The following is a 16,977-nucleotide window of genomic DNA, read 5'->3' as shown; positions in this document are numbered from 1 at the left end:
GGGGGCGGCCGCAGGCCGACGCCGGAGGACATTCGCCGGAAAGGGCATGGGCGCCGAGCGCCCGACCCACCAATGGCCGCGCCTGGAAAGGTCAACGCACGCTTCTACTTGTCCCGCATAGGGGCGAAGAACCACAAAAATCGCCCGGGGCCGTTTAAACCTTTTCGATGGAGCGCGCATCCAACGGATATGCTCAACGCCACCATGCCCGCATCCCGCGCCCCGACCGACGCTGTCGACGACCACGCCCTGGTCCGCGCGGCGGTCGGCGGCGATATGGCCGCCTATGAACGCATCTACCGACGCCACTCGCCGCGCATGTATGCGGTGCTGTGGCGGTTGTGCGGCGGCCACGCGGCACGCGCCGAAGATGCGTTGCAGGAAGCGTTCCTGCAGGCCTGGAAGGCACTGCCGGGCTTCCGTTTCGACAGCAGCCTGGGTACTTGGCTGCATCGGCTGGGGGTCAACGCGGCGCTGATGGAACTGCGTGCCAATGCCGTCGAGCAGGCCTGCGACGCCGGCGAGGCGGGCTGGGACAGCGTGGCCACGTTGGCCTCGGTGGACCGTTGCGCGGGCACCAGCATGGACCTGGAACGTGCGCTGGAAACACTGCCGCCGCGCGCCCGTGCGGTGCTGGTGCTGCACGACATCGAAGGCTGGAAACACCATGAGATTGCCGAGCAGCTGCAGATGGCCGTGGGCAGCTCGAAGGCTCAGTTGCACCGTGCGCGTGGACTGTTGCGCGCACGCTTGGGAGAAACCGCATGAACGACCGTATCGACAACGACAACGACAACGACGGACTGCAGGCGCAGCTGCGCGCACTGCCGGGCGAACGCCTGCCGCCAGCGCGGGTGTGGCAGGGCATCGCCGCGCGCTTGCCGGCCATGCCGTTGCCGGTCGCTGCACCACTGCCGGCCGCATCGGTGACGGCGATCGTGCCGCGCCGGCGCTGGCCGCTGCACATCGGACTGGGTCTGGCTGCGGCATTGGGCCTGGTCATGGTGGTGCCGATGCCGGAACCGCAGACGCCGCCACCCACGCTGGTGCAGCGCCAAGCCGATGCCATGGTCGCCGAGTACCAGCAGGCGATGGCCGCGTTGCCGGCCGCGCAGGTGGGCGGGGATTGGCAACCGGCGCTGCGTGAGCTGGACAGCAGTGCCGACCACATCCGCGCGGCGATCGCCGAAAACCCGCGCTCCCGTTCGCTGCTTGCGCAGCTGCAGCGCACCTATGCGCTGCGTCTTGAACTTACCCAGCAGGCGGTCATGGCCGCCGCTGGCCTGCCATCCTGAAGGAGATACACCATGCACACATCACTACGTCTGATCGCCGCCCTGGGCCTGCTGCTGCCGCTGGCGGTGCAGGCTGCCACCCGTGTCGATGAGCGTGCGCCGCTGGGCGCGGGCGGTCGGGTGGAGCTGAGCAACATCGCCGGCAAGGTCAGCGTGCGCGGCTGGGACCGCAACGAGGTGGGGCTGAGCGGCTCGATGGCCGACGGCTTGACCCTCAAGCAGGACCGCAGTACCAACCGGGTGCGTTGGGAAGTGGTCTATCCGCGCAACAGCAACAACGGCGGGGCCACGCTGGAACTGCGTGTGCCGCGTGCGGTGGAGGTGCAGCTGGGCACGGTGAGCGCCGATATCGACGTGGCCGATGTGGATCTGCGCCGGCTGCAGGCCAATGCGGTCAGCGGCAGTGTGTCGGCGGCCGGCCGCAGCGGCGAGACCACGTTGAGCACGGTCAGCGGCGGGATCCGTTCGCAGGTGCAGACGCCACGCCTGGACCTGCGCGCAGTCAGCGGGTCAGTGCAGGCCGCTGGCGGGGTGTCGGGCGAGGTGGCGGTGGAAACGGTGTCGGGCAGCATCAAGGTGGACGCGGGCCGGGTACAGCGTCTGGCCGCCGAAGCGGTATCGGGCAGCTTGAACATCGCCGCATCCGGCGTGGCGCCGGGCGGGAAGGTGACGTTGCAGACGGTGAGTGGTTCGATCGGGCTGCAGTTGCCGCGGTCGGTGTCGGCACAGCTGAGCGTGAAAACGTTCAGTGGCGATATCCAGTCCGATGCGGGTACGGTGGAGCGGCCGCGTTATGGGCCGGGCCGTACGCTGGATACGAAGCTGGGCGGTGGCGATGGGGACATCGCGATCAATGCCCATTCGGGCAATGTGCGGGTGGGGCTGGGCGGACGTTGAGTGCGGCCACCGCACCGGCACTGGGCCGGTGCGGACGGCTGCAGGTCAGCCGGCTCTCTTCAGTGCCAGGGTGTTGCCGAGCACTTCGATCTTGCCACCACTCTTGCGGAACGCGGCCAGGTCGGCTGCGATGCTGGCGCTGTTGACTGCGGTGCTGGAACCTTGCTTGCGGTCAACGCGAACGGTGTTGCCTGCCTTGGGGGAGGTCTTTGGCGTACGGGCCATGGATGCTCCTGTCATGGTTAACACGTGGATAAAATCGCCGACAGGTCGTGCTGTTGTCGACGGTAGTCCTGCCGCACATGGCGGCAGTCATCGCCGCCCATGTCAAACTGGCGGCAGATGGCGGGACGCTGCGAATAGATCGTGCAGCGCAGGTGATAGGGGTCGATGGCGGCACACCAGCCTTCGTCGTTGCGCGCCATGACGGTGCGCCCGGCCTCGTCGCGGTCCAGCAGGTAGCCGGGAACGGCGTCGCTGGGCATGACGGTGACCGACATCCGGCAACACACCGCGTCACAACGGCGGCAGTCGATGGGGTCGGGTTCGGCAGCGGAAACTGGGGCTGGTACAACCAGGCGTTCGCCCAATCGAATCTCTCTTGGCGGCTCAGGGGCGGTGCGCTGGGAACGAGCCGGATCACAGCGTAAAAGCGATCCCGGCGCCCGGGACGGATCCGAAGGCGGCAGCATCGAGAAGGACGGTGGCCTGTACCAGGCCCGGGATGACATGCGCGTTGCGCACTGAAGCAGAAAGATGATAGCGCTTTTGGCGTAACGTTTTGTTAATGCCGTCCCGGAATGGGGCGGAAAGCCTTGTGCCGCCTGGATTTCCCGCTACTGCCGAGGTCTCTATCTGGGGCCAGAAGGTCGAAGTTCAAGTGCACAACTCAGGGCCCAGGCACGGGTCCAGCCACCGTCATCAGGGAACGTTCGGGAAGGGCGCGCCACAGGGCTTGAGCGCACCGACCATCAAAAACCGGTAGAGCCGACCGTTGGTCGGCTGGGGCGGCGCAGCCATCTGCGGTACAGAGCCAAGCGCTGCACGTTCTGCGCTGCCATCGGTAGTGCCGAGCCACGCTCGGCACCTCTCCATCCAACCATAACGGCGGCGCTTCCATGGGAACCGACGCACTGTCGAGGGGCGGGGGGTGTGGGTGGCCGGGACCGTCAGGCGCCAGGGATGGCGCCTGCGAGCTTACAGGGACGTACTTGCAGCGTGTCCGGGCCACCCACACCCCCCCGCACCATGCCAGCGAAACCGACGGCTCCAGACGCGCCTCGGATTCAATCAGCCGCCGCCCACGCCAACCCATGCACCACGCCGAAGGACGGATTGCCACGCACCAGCGTCGCGCCCGGGAATGCAGCAGCCACCGCATCCTGCAGATAACCGGCGCGCGACATCCCGCCGGTGAGGAACACCGCCGCCGGATCGTGGCCGATGTCGGCACGGACCTGCTCCAGCAGTGTCCGCAGTTCGCCCAGGTAGTTGCCCGCAGAGGCTTCCAGGCGTGCGCGCTCCACCTGCACGGCCATGCCGCGCTCGATGAAATCCAGCGCACTGTCGTGCGCGGCGGTGCTGCTCAGCGCGATCTTGCAGCGTTCCACCTCGCGGTACAGGCGCGCCGTGTTGCCGGTGTCCTGCAGCGCCTGCATGCGCTTGCCCCACGGCTGCTCGGCGTCGCGGTAGCTGTGCTGGCGGAAATCGCGTTGCCGGGTCATGTCCTGCACCATCGCCGCCTCCACGTAGTGGTGGGCGGGGATACGGCTCACGCCGCGACCGAACATCGGCATGTATGCGCCCAGACTCAGGGCCAGGTCGATATCGGTACCGCCGCGCGCGATGCCCCAGGCGCGATGGATCTTCGGTGCCTGGGTGCCGCCCACGCGCGCATGCGCGATGTCGGTGGTGCCGCCGCCGATGTCGACCACGATCGCCTCGTGTTCCTGCGTGCTTTCGGCGTGGTAATGCATCGCCGCCGCCGCCGGTTCCTCGAGGAAATCGACGTCGTCGAAACCGGCGGCGATCGCCGCGGTGTGCAGGATCTCCAGCGCCTGGTCGTTGCCGGCTGCGCCGATCGAACTGCGGAACTGCACCGGCCGGCCCAGCGTGGCCGTGCGTACCGGCCGGTCGAGCTGGCGTGACGCGGTCAGGCGGATGTGTTCGAGGATGTGGGTGGCGATGCCGGTGATGGTCTGGCGCGCGCGCGGATGCAGGTTGTAGCCGAGCATCGATTTGGGGCTCTGCACCAGGTTGCCTTCGTTCTCTTCGAAGTAGGCTTCCAGCGCATCGTCGCCGTAGACGGCGTTCTGCAGCAGCTTGGTGGAGGTGAGCGGGGCGCGCATCTGCTCTTCCATCCACTGCCGGCGCACCACGCGCAGGGCTTCGCGGCGCAGCGCATCGGGCGCGCGCTCCTGGCCGGCGGCACGCGCATCGCGTGCGGCCGCGTCGATCAGGCGGGCCAGCTCGTGCTCCAGCGCCGGGGTCAGCTCGAAATCGTTCGGGTCGCGCATCACCTCCGGGAAATACACCGTGGTGCGGAACTGCTCGGCCTGGCCGAACTGGATCGGTACCACCCTGCCGTCCACCACCGCAGCGGCGGCGGAGTTGCTGGTGCCAAAGTCGATGCCGATTTTCATGCAGGCCGGGCCGGAGGTCAGGGGGCGCGCACTTTGCGGCAAGCGGGCCAGCGGTGCAAGGGCCGGGGGGGCCGGGCGGTTACAATAGGGGTTGTTCAGTTTACGAAGGCCTCACCATGTCCACCGCTCCTGCCTGCCCTCAATGCTCCCTGGAAAACACCTATGCCGATGGCGCGCTGTGGATCTGCGCCGACTGCGGGCATGAGTGGACCGCGGCCGAGGGCGGCGGTGAGGCGCTGGTGGTGCGCGACAGCAATGGCAACGTGCTGGCCGGCGGCGATACGGTCACGGTGATCAAGGACCTGAAGGTGAAGGGCTCGTCGATCCCGCTCAAGCAGGGCACGGTGATCCGCAACATCCGCCTGGTCGACGATGACGCCGAACACATCGAAGGCAATTCGGACAAGATCAAGGGTCTGGTCCTGAAGACCTGCTTCCTCAAGAAGGCCTGAAACCGGCTCAGTTGACCGCGGCGCTGCGCTGGCGCCAGCGGTTCAGGCTGTCCAGCTTGGCCTGGTACTGGGCCTTGAGCACATCGGCGTTGTCGCCGGCCAGGTCGCGTGCGCGGGCCATCTCCTTCGATGCCCGTGCGTTGTCGCCGGCCAGGAAGTACGCCCGCGCCAGCCCGAAGTGGAACGGGTGCGCGGTGGGATACAGGCTCACCGCGCGGCGGTAATAGCCGACGGCCGCCGCGTAGTCCTGGCGCTGCTCAGCCTCGTTGCCGAAGCGGAACTGTGCGAACGGATCGCCGCGTTGCACCTGCTGCAGGCGATTGGCCAACTGCGCGGCCTGGCGGGTGTCGCCCAGGCGCCGATACAGCGCGCTGGCATTGGTCAGGCTGGCGGCGTTGCGCGGCTGCAGCGTCAGCGCGGTGCGGTAGTCGCGCTCGGCCTCGGCGAGATTGCCGCTGCGTGCGTCGAGTACGCCCAGATTGTTCCAGCCGGCGACGAAGGTGGGGTCCAGCGCCAATGCCGCCTGCAGATAGGTGCGGGCCTGTGCCAGATCGTCGGCCATCCACATCGCCCCGCGATTGTTGTAGAAGTGCGCCAGCGCGCGCTTCTGCTCGATCGGCTGCGGACCGTAGCGGTCGTAGAGCACGTTGCGGTCCAGGTCGACGACGGCGGTGTTGCCATTGAGGGTCACCCCCGCGTTGACGTGGCCCACGTTGTAGATCACGCCCTGGTCCTCGTACCAGGTGACCACCTGGGCCACTTCCTGCACGCGCGCGTCGATGCCGGCCGCGCGCGCCAGGGTCACGAACAGCAGGGTGAAAGACAGGCAGTTGGCGCGGTGGGTCTGCCAGGTTTCGGTCAGGGTGTGGGTGGCGTAGGGGTCGTAGGACAGCTGCATGCCGTCGTCGTCGAAGATCAGATGCACCAACCGCTGTACGCGCTGTTCGCGCGAGAAGCTCGGGGCGATCACCCGTTGCTGCAGCAGTGCGCGCAGTTCGGGGGGAATGGCAAGAATCTGTTCCGGGGTGGGGGGCGGCGGGGGCGCAGGCGACACCGCAGCGGCCGGTTCTGCCGCACCGGCTGACAGCGGCACCACCGCTGCTGCCAGCAGGGTCAGCACCAGCAGGAATCTCCAGGCGGACATCGCGTTTACCTCGCAGGGCTACCGACGTAGCCGCCCCAGTCTAGGCCTGGGCCGGGAGGATGGGGTGCCGCTCGTCGGCCCGATCGGCCATCCACAGCCGGTGTGGATCAGCCCCGGGCAAACCTGTGGATAAGCACGCGCACGCGCCGTGCACCAGGCGTGGCGCGTGGCTGGTCAAAAAACCGCCAATGACGATCCGCTTGCCAGTTGCCGCGGCGGCCGTCACTGTTTGCCCATGCGCTTTGAACCGATGCCCCTGCCGGCGGCGATGCAGGCCGACCTGGAAGCCGCCTACGCGATGCCGCCGCGGGCATACCACAACTTTTCGCACGTGCAGGCGGTGCTGCAGCATTGCCAGATCGTTGCCGACGGCCCGGGCTGGCAGCAGCCGCGCGAGGTGCAGCTGGCCGCGCTGTACCACGATGCGATCTACGACGCCGGGCGCAGCGACAATGAAGCGCGCTCTGCCGCGTTGGCGCGCGAGGCGATCCTGCGCTGGCTGCCCGCCGAGGGCATCGACGTGGCGCGGGTGGTGCAGCTGATCGAATTGACTGCCCGGCATGGCGCGCTGGCCGCAACCGACATCGACGCCGAAGCGGCGCTGTTCCTGGATTGCGACATGGCCATCCTCGGCGCGCCGGCGGCGGTGTTCGATGCCTACGACCAGGGCATTGCGGAGGAATATGCCGGCCATGTGCCAGGATTCCTGTTCCGGCTCAACCGGCGCCGCTTCCTCAAGCAGCTGCTGCTGAAGCCGCGGATCTTCCTGAGCGGGTTCTTCCACCAGCGGCTGGACGGCGCGGCGCGCGCCAACCTGCGTCGCCGCATTGGATAATGGTGGCTCTCCGCCCCCTTGATGCCCATGTCCGAGCTCGTCGCGCTTCCCGACCCCGATCCACGCCCGCAGCCACCGGAAGAACCCGGCCCGAACGAGTGCTGCGGCAGCGGCTGCCCGCTGTGCGTGCTGGATCTGTACAGCGATGAGCTGCAGCGCTACCGGGCCGCACTGGCGGCGTGGACGCTGCGTCATCCGGATGCGATCGACTGAGTACGGCGCCGATGAATGATGGCGCCTCGGCACGCCCGTCCACGCGGCCGCAGGCCAGGGCCGCGCTGCTGGCCATGGTCGCGTTGGTGGTGTTCATCGCCACGGCGCTGTGGACCCAATGGGTCCGCCAGGACCTGGATTGGGTGCAGGCCACGCTGAGCCTCTACCTGCACGGGCCATGGGGCCTGGCATTGCGGTGCGCCTACGGCGCGCTGGCACTGGCGATCATGCTGCTGGCGTACGCGCTGCACGTCGACAGTCGCTCGCCACGGCGCAGCGGGGCGGCGCCGGGGCTGTTCTGGGCGGGCGCACTGGGCCTGCTCGGCGTGGCCATCGGCGACAGCTGGTTGCCCCAGCGGGCGCCGCTGCTGGCCCCACTGGTGCATGGGCTGGCGGCGAACACCGCCTTCCTGTGCGTAAGCGTGGCGATGCTGCTGCAGAGCTGGTACCTACGCGCCGACCCCCGCTGGTCGCGTTGGGCCGGCCTGGCCTGGGCCTGGGCATGGCTGTGCTTCGTGCTGCTGTGGCTGCACGTGCTGTGGCGTGGTCCGCCACGCGGCGCGGGGCAGAAGCTGGTGATCGCCGTGCTGGTGCTATGGCTGCTGGCGGTGGCCGTACGGCAATGGCGGACGACGCGGGAGGCCGGGGTCGCCACGCCTGGCTGAGCGGTGCAGCCAGTCTGTGTACATGCCGTTGGCGGGGGACCGGCGTATCGTGGGCGCGACTCTTTTGGGATGCGTGACGATGCGGCGAGCCGGGTGGGGGAAGGTACTGGGTCTGGTGATCGGTGGATGGGCGTCGATGGCCGCGGCCGCGACACCGCAGCAGGTCAGCCATGGGCGGTTCCAGCAGGTGCCGGTGTTCCTGCCGGAAGGACACCTGCAGCGGGTGGTGGTGTGGTTCGACGGCGGCCGCGAGCACGAACGCACCCGTCAGCGCATCGATGCGCTGCGTGCGCGGGGCGCGCTGGTCGCCCAGGTCGATGTCGCCCGGCTGCGCAAGGAACTGGCCCGCGAAGGCGGCGGTACCTGCGGGTTCGGCGCCGGCGATGTGGAGAATTTCTCGCGCTGGTTCCAGGCCTACCTGCATCTGCCCGGCTACCGCCTGCCGCTGATCGGCGGCGACGGGGAAGGTGCCGAGCTGGCCTATGCGGTGGCTGCGCAGGCCGACACCCAGGTCTTCGCCGGCCTGCTGACCACCGACTTCTGTCCGGACCGGGCGCGCGAGCGCATGGTCTGCGGCGCCGGCGTCAGCCACGGCCGGCTGCAACCGGCCGACCTCAATTTCCCGTGGCTGAACGCTGCCGGCGACGCACGCTGCAAGGTCGGCGATGCGGCCGCGTTCGTGCGCAAGGTGAGCATGGGCCGACAGTTCGAGCGCAGCGCAGAGGGTGGCGACCTGCCCGGGCTGCTGGCGGCGGCGCAGGTGATCGGTGCTCAGAAGGGAGTGAGCCTGGCGCCCCCGCCAGATGACCTCAAAGGCTTGCCGGTGATCGAACTGCCGTCCAGCAAGCCGGGCGACACGTTTGCGATCTTCGTGTCCGGTGACGGCGGCTGGGCCGGGCTGGACAAGGAAGTGGCCGCCGCCCTCAGCGAGGGCGGGGTGTCGGTGGTGGGCGTGGATTCGTTGCGCTATTTCTGGACCGCCCGCGATCCGCAGGGCTTCGCCCGCGACCTCGAGCGCATTGCCGCGCATTACAGCCGGCAATGGCAGCGCAAGCGGGTGGTGCTGGTCGGCTTCTCGCAGGGCGCCGACGTGCTCCCGGCGGCGATCAATCAGTTGTCACCGGCGATGCGCGACAGCGTGGCGATGATCGGGCTGATGTCGGTGGGCAAGACCGCCGATTACGAGTTCCATGTCAGCAACTGGCTGGGCGGCGGTGGCGACGGCCTGCCGATCGCGCCGGAGATCGCCAGGTTGCCGGTCGGCAAGACGCTGTGCCTGTATGGCGAGGACGACGATGATGCGCTGTGCCCGGACCTGCCGGGAGGCAATGCGCAGGTGGTGAAACTGCCGGGCGACCATCATTTCAAGGGCGATTACGATCGCCTGGCGCAGACGTTGCTGGAGCATCTGCCGGCGCGGTGACGCGTGCGGTGGGGGATCCATGCCGGATCCCCCACCAAGGTCAATCGTGGCGGCGCGGATCCAGCGAGATCAGCCGGGTAGCATCGAGCAGTGCAGCCGGCAGGTGCACGCCGCCGGGCGCGGCCAGGTAACGGGCACGCCACTGCGGGGCGAACTTGGACTTGAAGCGGCGCAGACCGCTGAAGCCGTAGAAGCGCTCGCCATGCCGGGCCACGATATTGGCAAAGCGATTCCAGCGCCCGGCCAGGCGATGCTGGGCCAGTCCCGACAGCGGCGCCATGCCGAGCGAGAACCGGTGGAAGCCGTTGGCGCGGCCCCACAGGAACAGCTCGATGAACAGGAAATCCATGGTGCCCTTGGGCGCATCGTCGATATGCCGCATCAGATCCACCGACAACTCGTGCCCGGCCGGCGCCTGCCACAGGTTGGCGAAGGCGACGATGCGGCCCTCCGCTTCCACCAGCGCCATCGGGAAGCGCACCAGGTAGTCCGGATCGAAGCTGCCCAGCGAGAAGCCCTTTTCATCGCCGGCCTTGTCATCCAGCCATTCCTGTGAAATTGCTTCCAGCGCCGGCAGCAGGGCGGGCACCTCGGCCGGGGTGGCCACGCGGAAGCTCAGGCCGCTGCGCTTGCCGCGGTTCCAGGCCTGGCGCAGGTCGGCACGCTCGCGTCCTTCCAGGCCGAAGTCCTGCAACGGCACCATCGCCTCTTCGCCGAGCTTGACCAGGGTCAGGCCGAGGTCGAGGTAGGTCTGCCAATGCGCTTCGCCGACCTGGTAGAACACCGGGCGCAATCCGAGCCGGTCGGCTTCCTCGCGGAAGCGCCAGATCAGTCCGCGCACCACCTCCGGCGGACCGACCGGGTCGCCCATCGCGATCAGCGAGCCGCCGTAGCGCTGCATCATCACAAAGCCGCGCTGGTCGGCATCGCGCAGCACCGCCTTGTCGGCGGTGAGGACCAGGCACGCCTGGGTGTCTTCGGCGGCAGCCAGAATCGGGGCCAGTGCGTCCAGGGTCGGGGCGTCGGCGGCCGGCAGCGGGCTGCGCGTGCTGTGCAGCAGCCGGGCCAGGCCGAAGATGGTCAGCGCGATGGCCACCACCAGCAGCGCCCGCAGCGCACGCGGGGCGTTGCCCTGCAGCGCGAACTGCCACCACAGCTCGTTCTGGTATTCGACGTGGCTGTAGACGAAGAACAGCAGCCAGATCACCGCGACCAGGACCAGGCCGAGATTGCGGATCCACGGCCACGACCAGGCTTCGTCGAGCAGCGCCCCTTGGCGGTAGAACTCACGGCGCGAGGCCCACAGCGCCATCGCCACCAACAGTGCCGACAGCGCGATCAACACCTGGCCGCCGCGCAGCCAGATCGGCAGCGGCGCGATCACGCAGATGCCCAGCGCGAGCATCCAGGCCGCGTGGCTGCGTCGTTGCAGTCCCTGCCCGATCAGCAGCAGGGCCACGCCACCAAGACTGCCGAGCAGGTGCGAGGTTTCCAGGATCGGCAGCGAGGCGTTGACCAGGTGCCGGCGCGGGGTCGGCAGGGTGCCGTCGATGACCAGTGCGGCACCGACGCTGAACACCGCCAGCGCGATGATCTGCGGCAGCCACGGACGCAGCGCGGTCCAGCCGGCGCGGGTGGCCCCGGCGCCGACCCGCAGCGGCTTGCGCATTGCCGGGCCCAGGGCCAGCAGCGTGGCCAGCAGCAGCGGCAGCACGTAATAGGTGACGCGGTAGATCAGCGCGGCGGCCAGCACCGACGCCGGTGCCACCTGCGGCAGCAGCTTGAGCAGGCTCCACTCGAACACGCCCAGCCCGGCCGGCACGCTGGAGATCAACCCGGCCAGCACCGCCACCAGGTACAGGCCGACAAAGCCGGCCAGGCCGGTGGGGGTATCCATCGGCAGCAGCACGTAGAACGCGGCGCTGGCCAGGACCAGTTCCACTACGCTCAGCGCGGTGACGCCAAGCATGGTGCGGCGGTCGGGCAGCCACAGGCTGTGGCCACGGATCTGGAAGGTACGTCCGTCGCGACCGACCAGCAGCAGCGTGCCGAGGTAACCGAGCAGGCCGACAATGCCGAACACGCGCACCGCCTGCACCGACACCGGCAGCGCCAACGCGGCCGCACCCGGTTCGAGGATGAAGGCCAAGGCCAGCAGCAGCCACGCGCCGAACACGAAGCCAAGCGTGCTCATCAGCACCACCTGGCCGATTTCGCCCAGGCTCAGCCCGGCCCCGCCATAGCCGCGCAGGCGCACGGCGCCGCCGGTGAGCGCGGCAAACCCCAGCGTCTGGCCGAGCGTGTGGGCCAGGAAGGCGGTGATGCCCACACGCGCCGGGTGCAACTGCTTGCCGCTGCGACGCAGGCCAATGGCATCGAAACCGATCAGGCAGGCGTAACTGGCCAGGCCGAGCACCACGGTCAGCGCGATCTGGCCGGCACCGAGGTGGCGGAACGCTTCGCGGATGGCGCGGTAGCCGTGTTCGTCGAACTCGTTGGCCAGCCCGCGCAGCGCCAGGGCCAGGATCGCCAGGCTGAAGATGACGGTGGCGGCGCGGCGCCAGGCCAGGCATGCCGGGGCGGGAGCAGGGGTCGTTTCGGTCATCGGTGTAGCGTGCTCCGTGGGGGGCGATGAAAGAGTCAAGGCAGGAGGCGGTGCAGGGTGCGGGCGCATCGTGCGCCTGATGCGCACGCTTGCCAAGGGTGTGCGCTGTGCACGCCGTGGCGGCAAGGACACCGGGCACGGACAGGCGCACACCGCATCGGTGACAATGTCCCTTCATCCAGAGGAGAACACGCCATGTTGGAACGTTTCGATGTCGGTCCGCGCATGTCCGAAATGACCGTACACAACAAGGTCGCCTATCTGTCCGGGCAGATTCCCGAAGACACCAGCCAGGACATCACCGGCCAGACCCGGCAGGTGCTGGAAGAGATCGACAAGCTGCTGGCGCTGGTGGCCAGCGACAAGCAGCACGTGTTGCGTGCGGAAGTGTTCCTGGCCGACATCAACGATTTCGCCGGCATGAATGCCGCGTGGGATGAGTGGGTGGTGGCGGGCATGACGCCGGCACGCGCGACGGTGGAGGCCAAGCTGGCCGATCCGAGCTGGAAGGTGGAGATCGTGATCACCGCGGCACTGCCGTAACGGGCCGAATGGCAGCCGGGCATATCGCTCGGCTGCACGGCATCAGCGCGCTGCGATCAGGTCGATGCAATCCACCGGGCACGGTGGAATGCACAGCGCGCAACCGGTGCACAGGTCGGCGATGACGGTGTGCATGTATTTGGCACCGCCGACGATGGCATCCACCGGGCAGGCCTGGATGCACTTGGTGCAGCCGATGCAGTCCGCCTCGATGATCAGCGCCACCTGCGCGGGCGTATATTCGCCCCGGCTGCGGTCGAATGGCACTGCAGGTACACCCAGTACACGCGCCAGTGCCCGGGCGCCGTCATCACCGCCGGGTGGGCAGTGATCCACGCCGGCCTCGCCGCGGGCCATGGCCTCGGCATAGGGACGGCAACCGTCATAGCCGCATTGACCGCATTGGGTCTGCGGCAGCAGGCGGTCGAGGCGTTCGGTCAGGGACGTTGGGGTGATCATGCGTGGCGTCGGCTGCGCGGGGTCTTCATTTCAAAGGTTTGCCGCGATACCAGCGATCGTGGGCGAGGGCCAGCATCGGACGGTCTTCCGCGCTGTCGCCGTAGGCGTGGATGCGCTGGAAGCGTGACAGGTCGTAGCGCTGGCGGATGTGTTCGACCTTGCGTGGGCCACAGTCGCCATCGGCGTAGCGACCGGTGAGGCGTCCATCGCGGCTTTCCAGACGGTTGCAGATCAGGCCCAGACCAAGCGATTCGCACCACGGGCGCAGGTACAGATCCAGCGAGCCGGACACGATCACCACGGTATGCCGTTGCTGCAGGTGCCAGCGGATCTGTTCCAGCATCTGCGGGCGCACCACGTCGGGCAGCACATCGCGCGCATAGCCGGCGGCCTGGGTGGCGATGTCATCGCTGTGACGGTTGCTGAAGGTCAGGCGGGTGACGCGGGCGCGGATGCGCGCGGCCGATATCAGCTTGAGCCGGTAAGCCAGCAGCCACGGCCCGACTTTCCACCAGGCCTGGGCGAGCTGCTCCGGCGTCGCCACGCGGCGCAGGAAACGGCCGTACGTGTCGCAGGTGGTGACCGTGTGGTCGAAATCGAACAAGGCCAGTTCCAAACCGCAGCTTCCTCCGTGCAGGCCAGCAGGACAGGGCGGCAGGGCCGCCCCTTCGTTGCGATCAGCGCACCGGCATGCCGGGCTGGGCGCTGCTGTCGGCATCGAGCAGGGCCAGGTCGCCGCCGTCGAAACCGGCCGAGAGGATCATGCCCTCGCTCAGGCCGAAACGCATCTTGCGCGGGGCCAGGTTGGCGATGAACACCACGCTGCGGCCGACCAGTTTTTCCGGCTCGCCGTAGCTGGCGCGGATGCCGGAGAAGATCTGGCGCTTGCCGAGATCACCGGCATCCAGTTCGAAGCGCAGCAGCTTGTCCGAGCCTTCGACGAACTCGCAGGCCAGCACCTTGCCGATCCGCAGGTCGAGCTTGGCGAAGTCGTCGATGCCGATATAGGCCGGGCCGTCGGTCGGGGCGGCGGCTACCGCCGGTGCGGGCGCGGGTGCCGGCTTGGCAGGCTTGGCCGGGGCGGCGGCGGGGGCGGGGGCGGCGAGGGTGTCTTTGGAGGCGTCGGTCATGGCGTCGATCATTTTCGGGTCGATTCGGGTGAACAGCGGTGCGTACACCGCGATGGTGTGTGCGGTCAGCGGGCGGGCGATGTCGGTCCAGTCCTGCACCGGTGCGGCGAGGAAGGTTTCGGCCTGCGCGGCGGTGGCCGGCAGGATCGGCCGTAGTGCGGTGACCAGCACGCGGAACAGGTTCAAGCCCTGGGTGCAGACCGCCTGCAGCTGCGCGTCGGCGCCGTCCTGCTTGGCGATCACCCACGGCTTCTGGTCGTCGATGTAGCGGTTGGCTTCGTCGGCCAGGGTCATGGTCAGGCGCACGGCGGCGGCCGGGTCGTTGCGCTCGTACGCCTCACGGATCGGGGCGAGGGCGGCGACGAAGCGGTCGTACTGGGCGGCATCGGGCAGGCTGTCGGCCAGGCGGCCATCGAAGCGCTTGCTGATGAAGCCGGCGCAGCGGCTGGCCAGGTTGACGAACTTGCCGACCAGGTCGGCGTTGACGCGCGCGATGAAGTCGCCCAGGTTGAGGTCGAGGTCTTCAACGCCGCCGCCGGACTTGGCGGCGAAGTAGTAGCGCAGCGCTTCGGCTTCCAGGCCGACATCCAGGTAGGTACGCGCCATGACGAAGGTGCCGCGCGACTTGGACATCTTGGCGCCGTCGACCATCAGGTAGCCATTGACGTGCAGGCGCGTCGGCGCGCGATGGCCGGTGCCGTGCAGCACGGCCGGCCAGAACAGGCCGTGGAAATTGACGATGTCCTTGCCGATGAAGTGGTGCAGTTCGGTGCTGGAACCGGCGCGCAGGTGGGCGTCGAAATCTTCCCCGTTCTTGGCGCACAGGGTCTGGAAGCTGGACAGGTAGCCGATCGGCGCATCCAGCCAGACGTAGAAGTACTTGCCGGGCTGGCCGGGGATTTCGAAGCCGAAGTACGGCGCGTCGCGGGAAATGTCCCAGGCGCGCAGGCCGCCTTCGGCATTGAGCCATTCGCCGAGCTTGGCCTTGACGCCGGGCAGGGCGACGTCGCCGTCCAGCCACTCGCGCAGGAAGCCTTCAAAGCGGCCGACTTCGAAGAAGAAATGTTCGGAGTCGCGCATTTCCGGGGTGGCCCCGGAGATGACCGAGCGCGGGTCCTTGAGTTCAGTGGGGCCGTAAGTGGCGCCGCACACTTCGCAGTTGTCGCCGTACTGGTCCGGGCTGCTGCAGACCGGGCAGATGCCCTTGATGTAGCGGTCGGGCAGGAACATGCCCTTGGCCGGATCGTAGAACTGGGCCACGGAGCGGCGCGCGATGTGGCCTTCGGCCTCAAGCTTGAGGTAGAAGGCTTCGGTCAGGGCTTTGTTGGCGGCCGAGTTGGTGGAGTCGTAGTGGTCGAAGGCGACGCCGAAGGCGGCAAAGTCGCGTTCGTGACTGGCCTGGATGTTGGCGATGAAGGCTTCCGGGCTGACGCCGGCCTTTTCGGCGGCGAGCATGATCGGGGTGCCATGGGTGTCATCGGCGCAGACGAACCAGGTCTTGCCGCCGCTCATTCGCCGCGCGCGCACCCAGATGTCAGCCTGGATGTAGCCGACCAGGTGGCCCAGGTGGAGCGGGCCGTTGGCGTAGGGCAGGGCGGTGGTGACGAGAGCGGTGCGGGTCATGGTCTGCGTTGTTGCTTTGGGGACTGGGGATTATCGCATGGAGGGGGTGGGCGCCTGCGGCGGGCTTTTTTTCGAAACTGGAGCCAGGGCCACAGCCGAAGCCGAAGCCGAAGCCTATTGACCGGTCTGCTGGGGGAGGGCTGGGGTGGGTGAGGCCGCGGGGCACGCTGCAAGTCCCGCTCCGCGGCCCGGCCCAGCCGCTGGCGGCTGTGCGTTCGGACGCATGCGAGGCAGTGCCTCGCAAGCAATGCGCCCTCACCCATGTAAGCTCCGCCACCGCATCCATGCGGTGGAGGGCCCCGCAACCTCACCCACCCCAACCCTTCCACAGTTGGCTGGTGTGCAGGGGAAAGGCGGGTGGGGCCGAAGCTGAGCGGAGCGGGCCGGACCGAAACGGATCGAATCGAATCGAAATGGGCTGCGCTTCTGCGTACCGAAGCCGGAGCCAGAGCGGTTTGGTTCGGGGTGTGGGGGGGAGTTGAAATGCAAAAGGCCGAAGCGGCGCAGCCGCTTCGGCCTTCTTCTCCCGGTGGGGTTGAACCCGCCTCGACCACACCGCAGCAATGACTAGACAAACAGCGCCAGATTACTCACGCACCCATGTCTGGGAGCGGCAGATGAAGGCGATGCAGCCGGAGACGTCGAGCTTGGCGCCGCCGGTCTGCAGCTTGGCCTTGGACTTGTAGGTCTTGCCGTTGCCCGGGTCCAGGATGGTGCCGCCGGACCAGGCGTTGGCGCCGTCGGCCTTGAGGTTCCACAGGATCGTCATGCCCTTGACCGGCTTGTTCTTGTTGGCGCCTTCGCAACCGTCGCAGACCGGATTGGGGCCCTTGTCCGAATGCAGGATCTCCACCACCTTGCCGGTCAGGGTGCCGTTGGTGGCCTGGGTGATCTCCACGATCGACTTTACCTTGCCGGTCTTGTCGTCGATGGTTTTCCAGCGGCCGACCGCACCATCGGCCGCACTGGCCGACATGGCGGCCAGCATCAGCGGCAGTGCCAGCAGCAGGGTCTTCAAAGTCTTGCGCATGTTTCCCCTCCCAGGGAGTTC

General features: G+C 68.1%; 18 protein-coding genes. 9 read left to right on the top strand and 9 right to left on the bottom strand.

The window, feature by feature from the left end; genetic code table 11:
• The first annotated feature begins 189 nt into the window (after positions 1-189).
• From NR101_RS16410 to NR101_RS16400, 3 genes are read left to right on the top strand one after another with little or no spacing between them, the layout of a single operon-like run.
• On the top strand, positions 190-768 hold the full coding sequence (locus NR101_RS16410; RefSeq protein ID WP_256775873.1) for a sigma-70 family RNA polymerase sigma factor: 579 nt from the start codon (positions 190-192) through the stop codon (positions 766-768).
• Positions 765-1,295: a hypothetical protein gene (locus NR101_RS16405; RefSeq protein WP_256775874.1), complete on the top strand. Its 531-nt coding sequence runs from the start codon at positions 765-767 to the stop codon at positions 1,293-1,295. The genes NR101_RS16410 and NR101_RS16405 overlap by 4 nt, the downstream gene beginning before the upstream one ends.
• A 12-nt stretch (positions 1,296-1,307) precedes the next feature.
• Complete coding sequence (locus NR101_RS16400; RefSeq protein ID WP_256775875.1) at positions 1,308-2,192, top strand: DUF4097 family beta strand repeat-containing protein; 885 nt, start codon at positions 1,308-1,310, stop codon at positions 2,190-2,192.
• A gap of 45 nt (positions 2,193-2,237) precedes the next feature.
• On the opposite strand, the gene NR101_RS16395 is transcribed toward NR101_RS16400, so the two are convergent.
• The 3 genes from NR101_RS16395 to NR101_RS16385 all read right to left on the bottom strand — a co-directional run bounded on the left by NR101_RS16395 (position 2,238) and on the right by NR101_RS16385 (position 4,834).
• On the bottom strand, positions 2,238-2,417 hold the full coding sequence (locus tag NR101_RS16395; protein WP_256775876.1) for a hypothetical protein: 180 nt from the start codon (positions 2,415-2,417) through the stop codon (positions 2,238-2,240).
• Positions 2,418-2,434: 17 nt separating this feature from the next.
• A complete protein-coding gene (locus tag NR101_RS16390; RefSeq protein WP_345779496.1) occupies positions 2,435-2,728 on the bottom strand; it encodes a YkgJ family cysteine cluster protein in 294 nt (97 codons plus the stop codon).
• Between the two features lie 750 nt (positions 2,729-3,478).
• On the bottom strand, positions 3,479-4,834 hold the full coding sequence (locus NR101_RS16385) for an Hsp70 family protein (RefSeq protein ID WP_256775878.1): 1,356 nt from the start codon (positions 4,832-4,834) through the stop codon (positions 3,479-3,481).
• Positions 4,835-4,950: 116 nt separating this feature from the next.
• Between NR101_RS16385 and NR101_RS16380 the strand changes: the two genes are divergently transcribed.
• Positions 4,951-5,286, top strand: coding sequence for a zinc ribbon domain-containing protein YjdM (locus NR101_RS16380; protein ID WP_256775879.1), 336 nt, complete (start codon positions 4,951-4,953; stop codon positions 5,284-5,286).
• A gap of 7 nt (positions 5,287-5,293) precedes the next feature.
• On the opposite strand, the gene NR101_RS16375 is transcribed toward NR101_RS16380, so the two are convergent.
• Positions 5,294-6,430, bottom strand: a complete 1,137-nt coding sequence (locus NR101_RS16375) for a tetratricopeptide repeat protein (protein WP_256775880.1) — start codon at positions 6,428-6,430, stop codon at positions 5,294-5,296.
• A 235-nt stretch (positions 6,431-6,665) separates the two neighbouring features.
• Between NR101_RS16375 and NR101_RS16370 the strand changes: the two genes are divergently transcribed.
• From NR101_RS16370 to NR101_RS16355, 4 genes are all read left to right on the top strand, one after another.
• Positions 6,666-7,265, top strand: coding sequence for a hypothetical protein (locus NR101_RS16370; RefSeq protein WP_256775881.1), 600 nt, complete (start codon positions 6,666-6,668; stop codon positions 7,263-7,265).
• Positions 7,266-7,292: 27 nt separating this feature from the next.
• Positions 7,293-7,478 (top strand): oxidoreductase-like domain-containing protein, encoded by a 186-nt coding sequence (locus tag NR101_RS16365; RefSeq protein ID WP_256775882.1) that lies wholly within the window; start codon positions 7,293-7,295, stop codon positions 7,476-7,478.
• Between the two features lie 11 nt (positions 7,479-7,489).
• Positions 7,490-8,143 (top strand): DUF998 domain-containing protein, encoded by a 654-nt coding sequence (locus NR101_RS16360; RefSeq protein ID WP_256775883.1) that lies wholly within the window; start codon positions 7,490-7,492, stop codon positions 8,141-8,143.
• Positions 8,144-8,222: 79 nt separating this feature from the next.
• Positions 8,223-9,566 (top strand): AcvB/VirJ family lysyl-phosphatidylglycerol hydrolase, encoded by a 1,344-nt coding sequence (locus NR101_RS16355; RefSeq protein WP_256775884.1) that lies wholly within the window; start codon positions 8,223-8,225, stop codon positions 9,564-9,566.
• Between the two features lie 40 nt (positions 9,567-9,606).
• Here NR101_RS16355 and mprF read toward each other — a convergent pair whose 3' ends face one another.
• Positions 9,607-12,171, bottom strand: a complete 2,565-nt coding sequence (gene mprF / locus NR101_RS16350) for a bifunctional lysylphosphatidylglycerol flippase/synthetase MprF (RefSeq protein ID WP_256775885.1) — start codon at positions 12,169-12,171, stop codon at positions 9,607-9,609.
• 195 nt (positions 12,172-12,366) lie between these two features.
• On the opposite strand from mprF, the gene NR101_RS16345 reads away from it, so the two are divergent.
• Positions 12,367-12,714: a RidA family protein gene (locus NR101_RS16345; protein WP_038687069.1), complete on the top strand. Its 348-nt coding sequence runs from the start codon at positions 12,367-12,369 to the stop codon at positions 12,712-12,714.
• A 42-nt stretch (positions 12,715-12,756) separates the two neighbouring features.
• Here NR101_RS16345 and rnfB read toward each other — a convergent pair whose 3' ends face one another.
• From rnfB to NR101_RS16325, 4 genes are all read right to left on the bottom strand, one after another.
• Positions 12,757-13,173 carry an Rnf electron transport complex subunit RnfB gene (gene rnfB, locus NR101_RS16340; RefSeq protein WP_256775886.1) on the bottom strand — a complete coding sequence of 139 codons (417 nt, stop codon included), beginning with the start codon at positions 13,171-13,173 and terminating at the stop codon, positions 12,757-12,759.
• A 25-nt stretch (positions 13,174-13,198) separates the two neighbouring features.
• Positions 13,199-13,789, bottom strand: coding sequence for an HAD family hydrolase (locus tag NR101_RS16335; RefSeq protein ID WP_256775887.1), 591 nt, complete (start codon positions 13,787-13,789; stop codon positions 13,199-13,201).
• A gap of 61 nt (positions 13,790-13,850) precedes the next feature.
• Positions 13,851-15,926, bottom strand: a complete 2,076-nt coding sequence (gene metG / locus NR101_RS16330; protein WP_256775888.1) for a methionine--tRNA ligase — start codon at positions 15,924-15,926, stop codon at positions 13,851-13,853.
• A 586-nt stretch (positions 15,927-16,512) separates the two neighbouring features.
• A complete protein-coding gene (locus NR101_RS16325) occupies positions 16,513-16,956 on the bottom strand; it encodes a DUF2147 domain-containing protein (protein WP_256775889.1) in 444 nt (147 codons plus the stop codon).
• Positions 16,957-16,977 lie beyond the last annotated feature (21 nt).

The sequence above is a fragment of the Stenotrophomonas sp. Ste86 genome, assembly GCF_024519465.1.
In the GTDB taxonomy this organism is placed as follows: Bacteria; Pseudomonadota; Gammaproteobacteria; order Xanthomonadales; family Xanthomonadaceae; genus Stenotrophomonas.
Note: the sequence above shows the minus strand (reverse complement) of the source record. Positions and strands in the feature narration are given on the sequence as shown.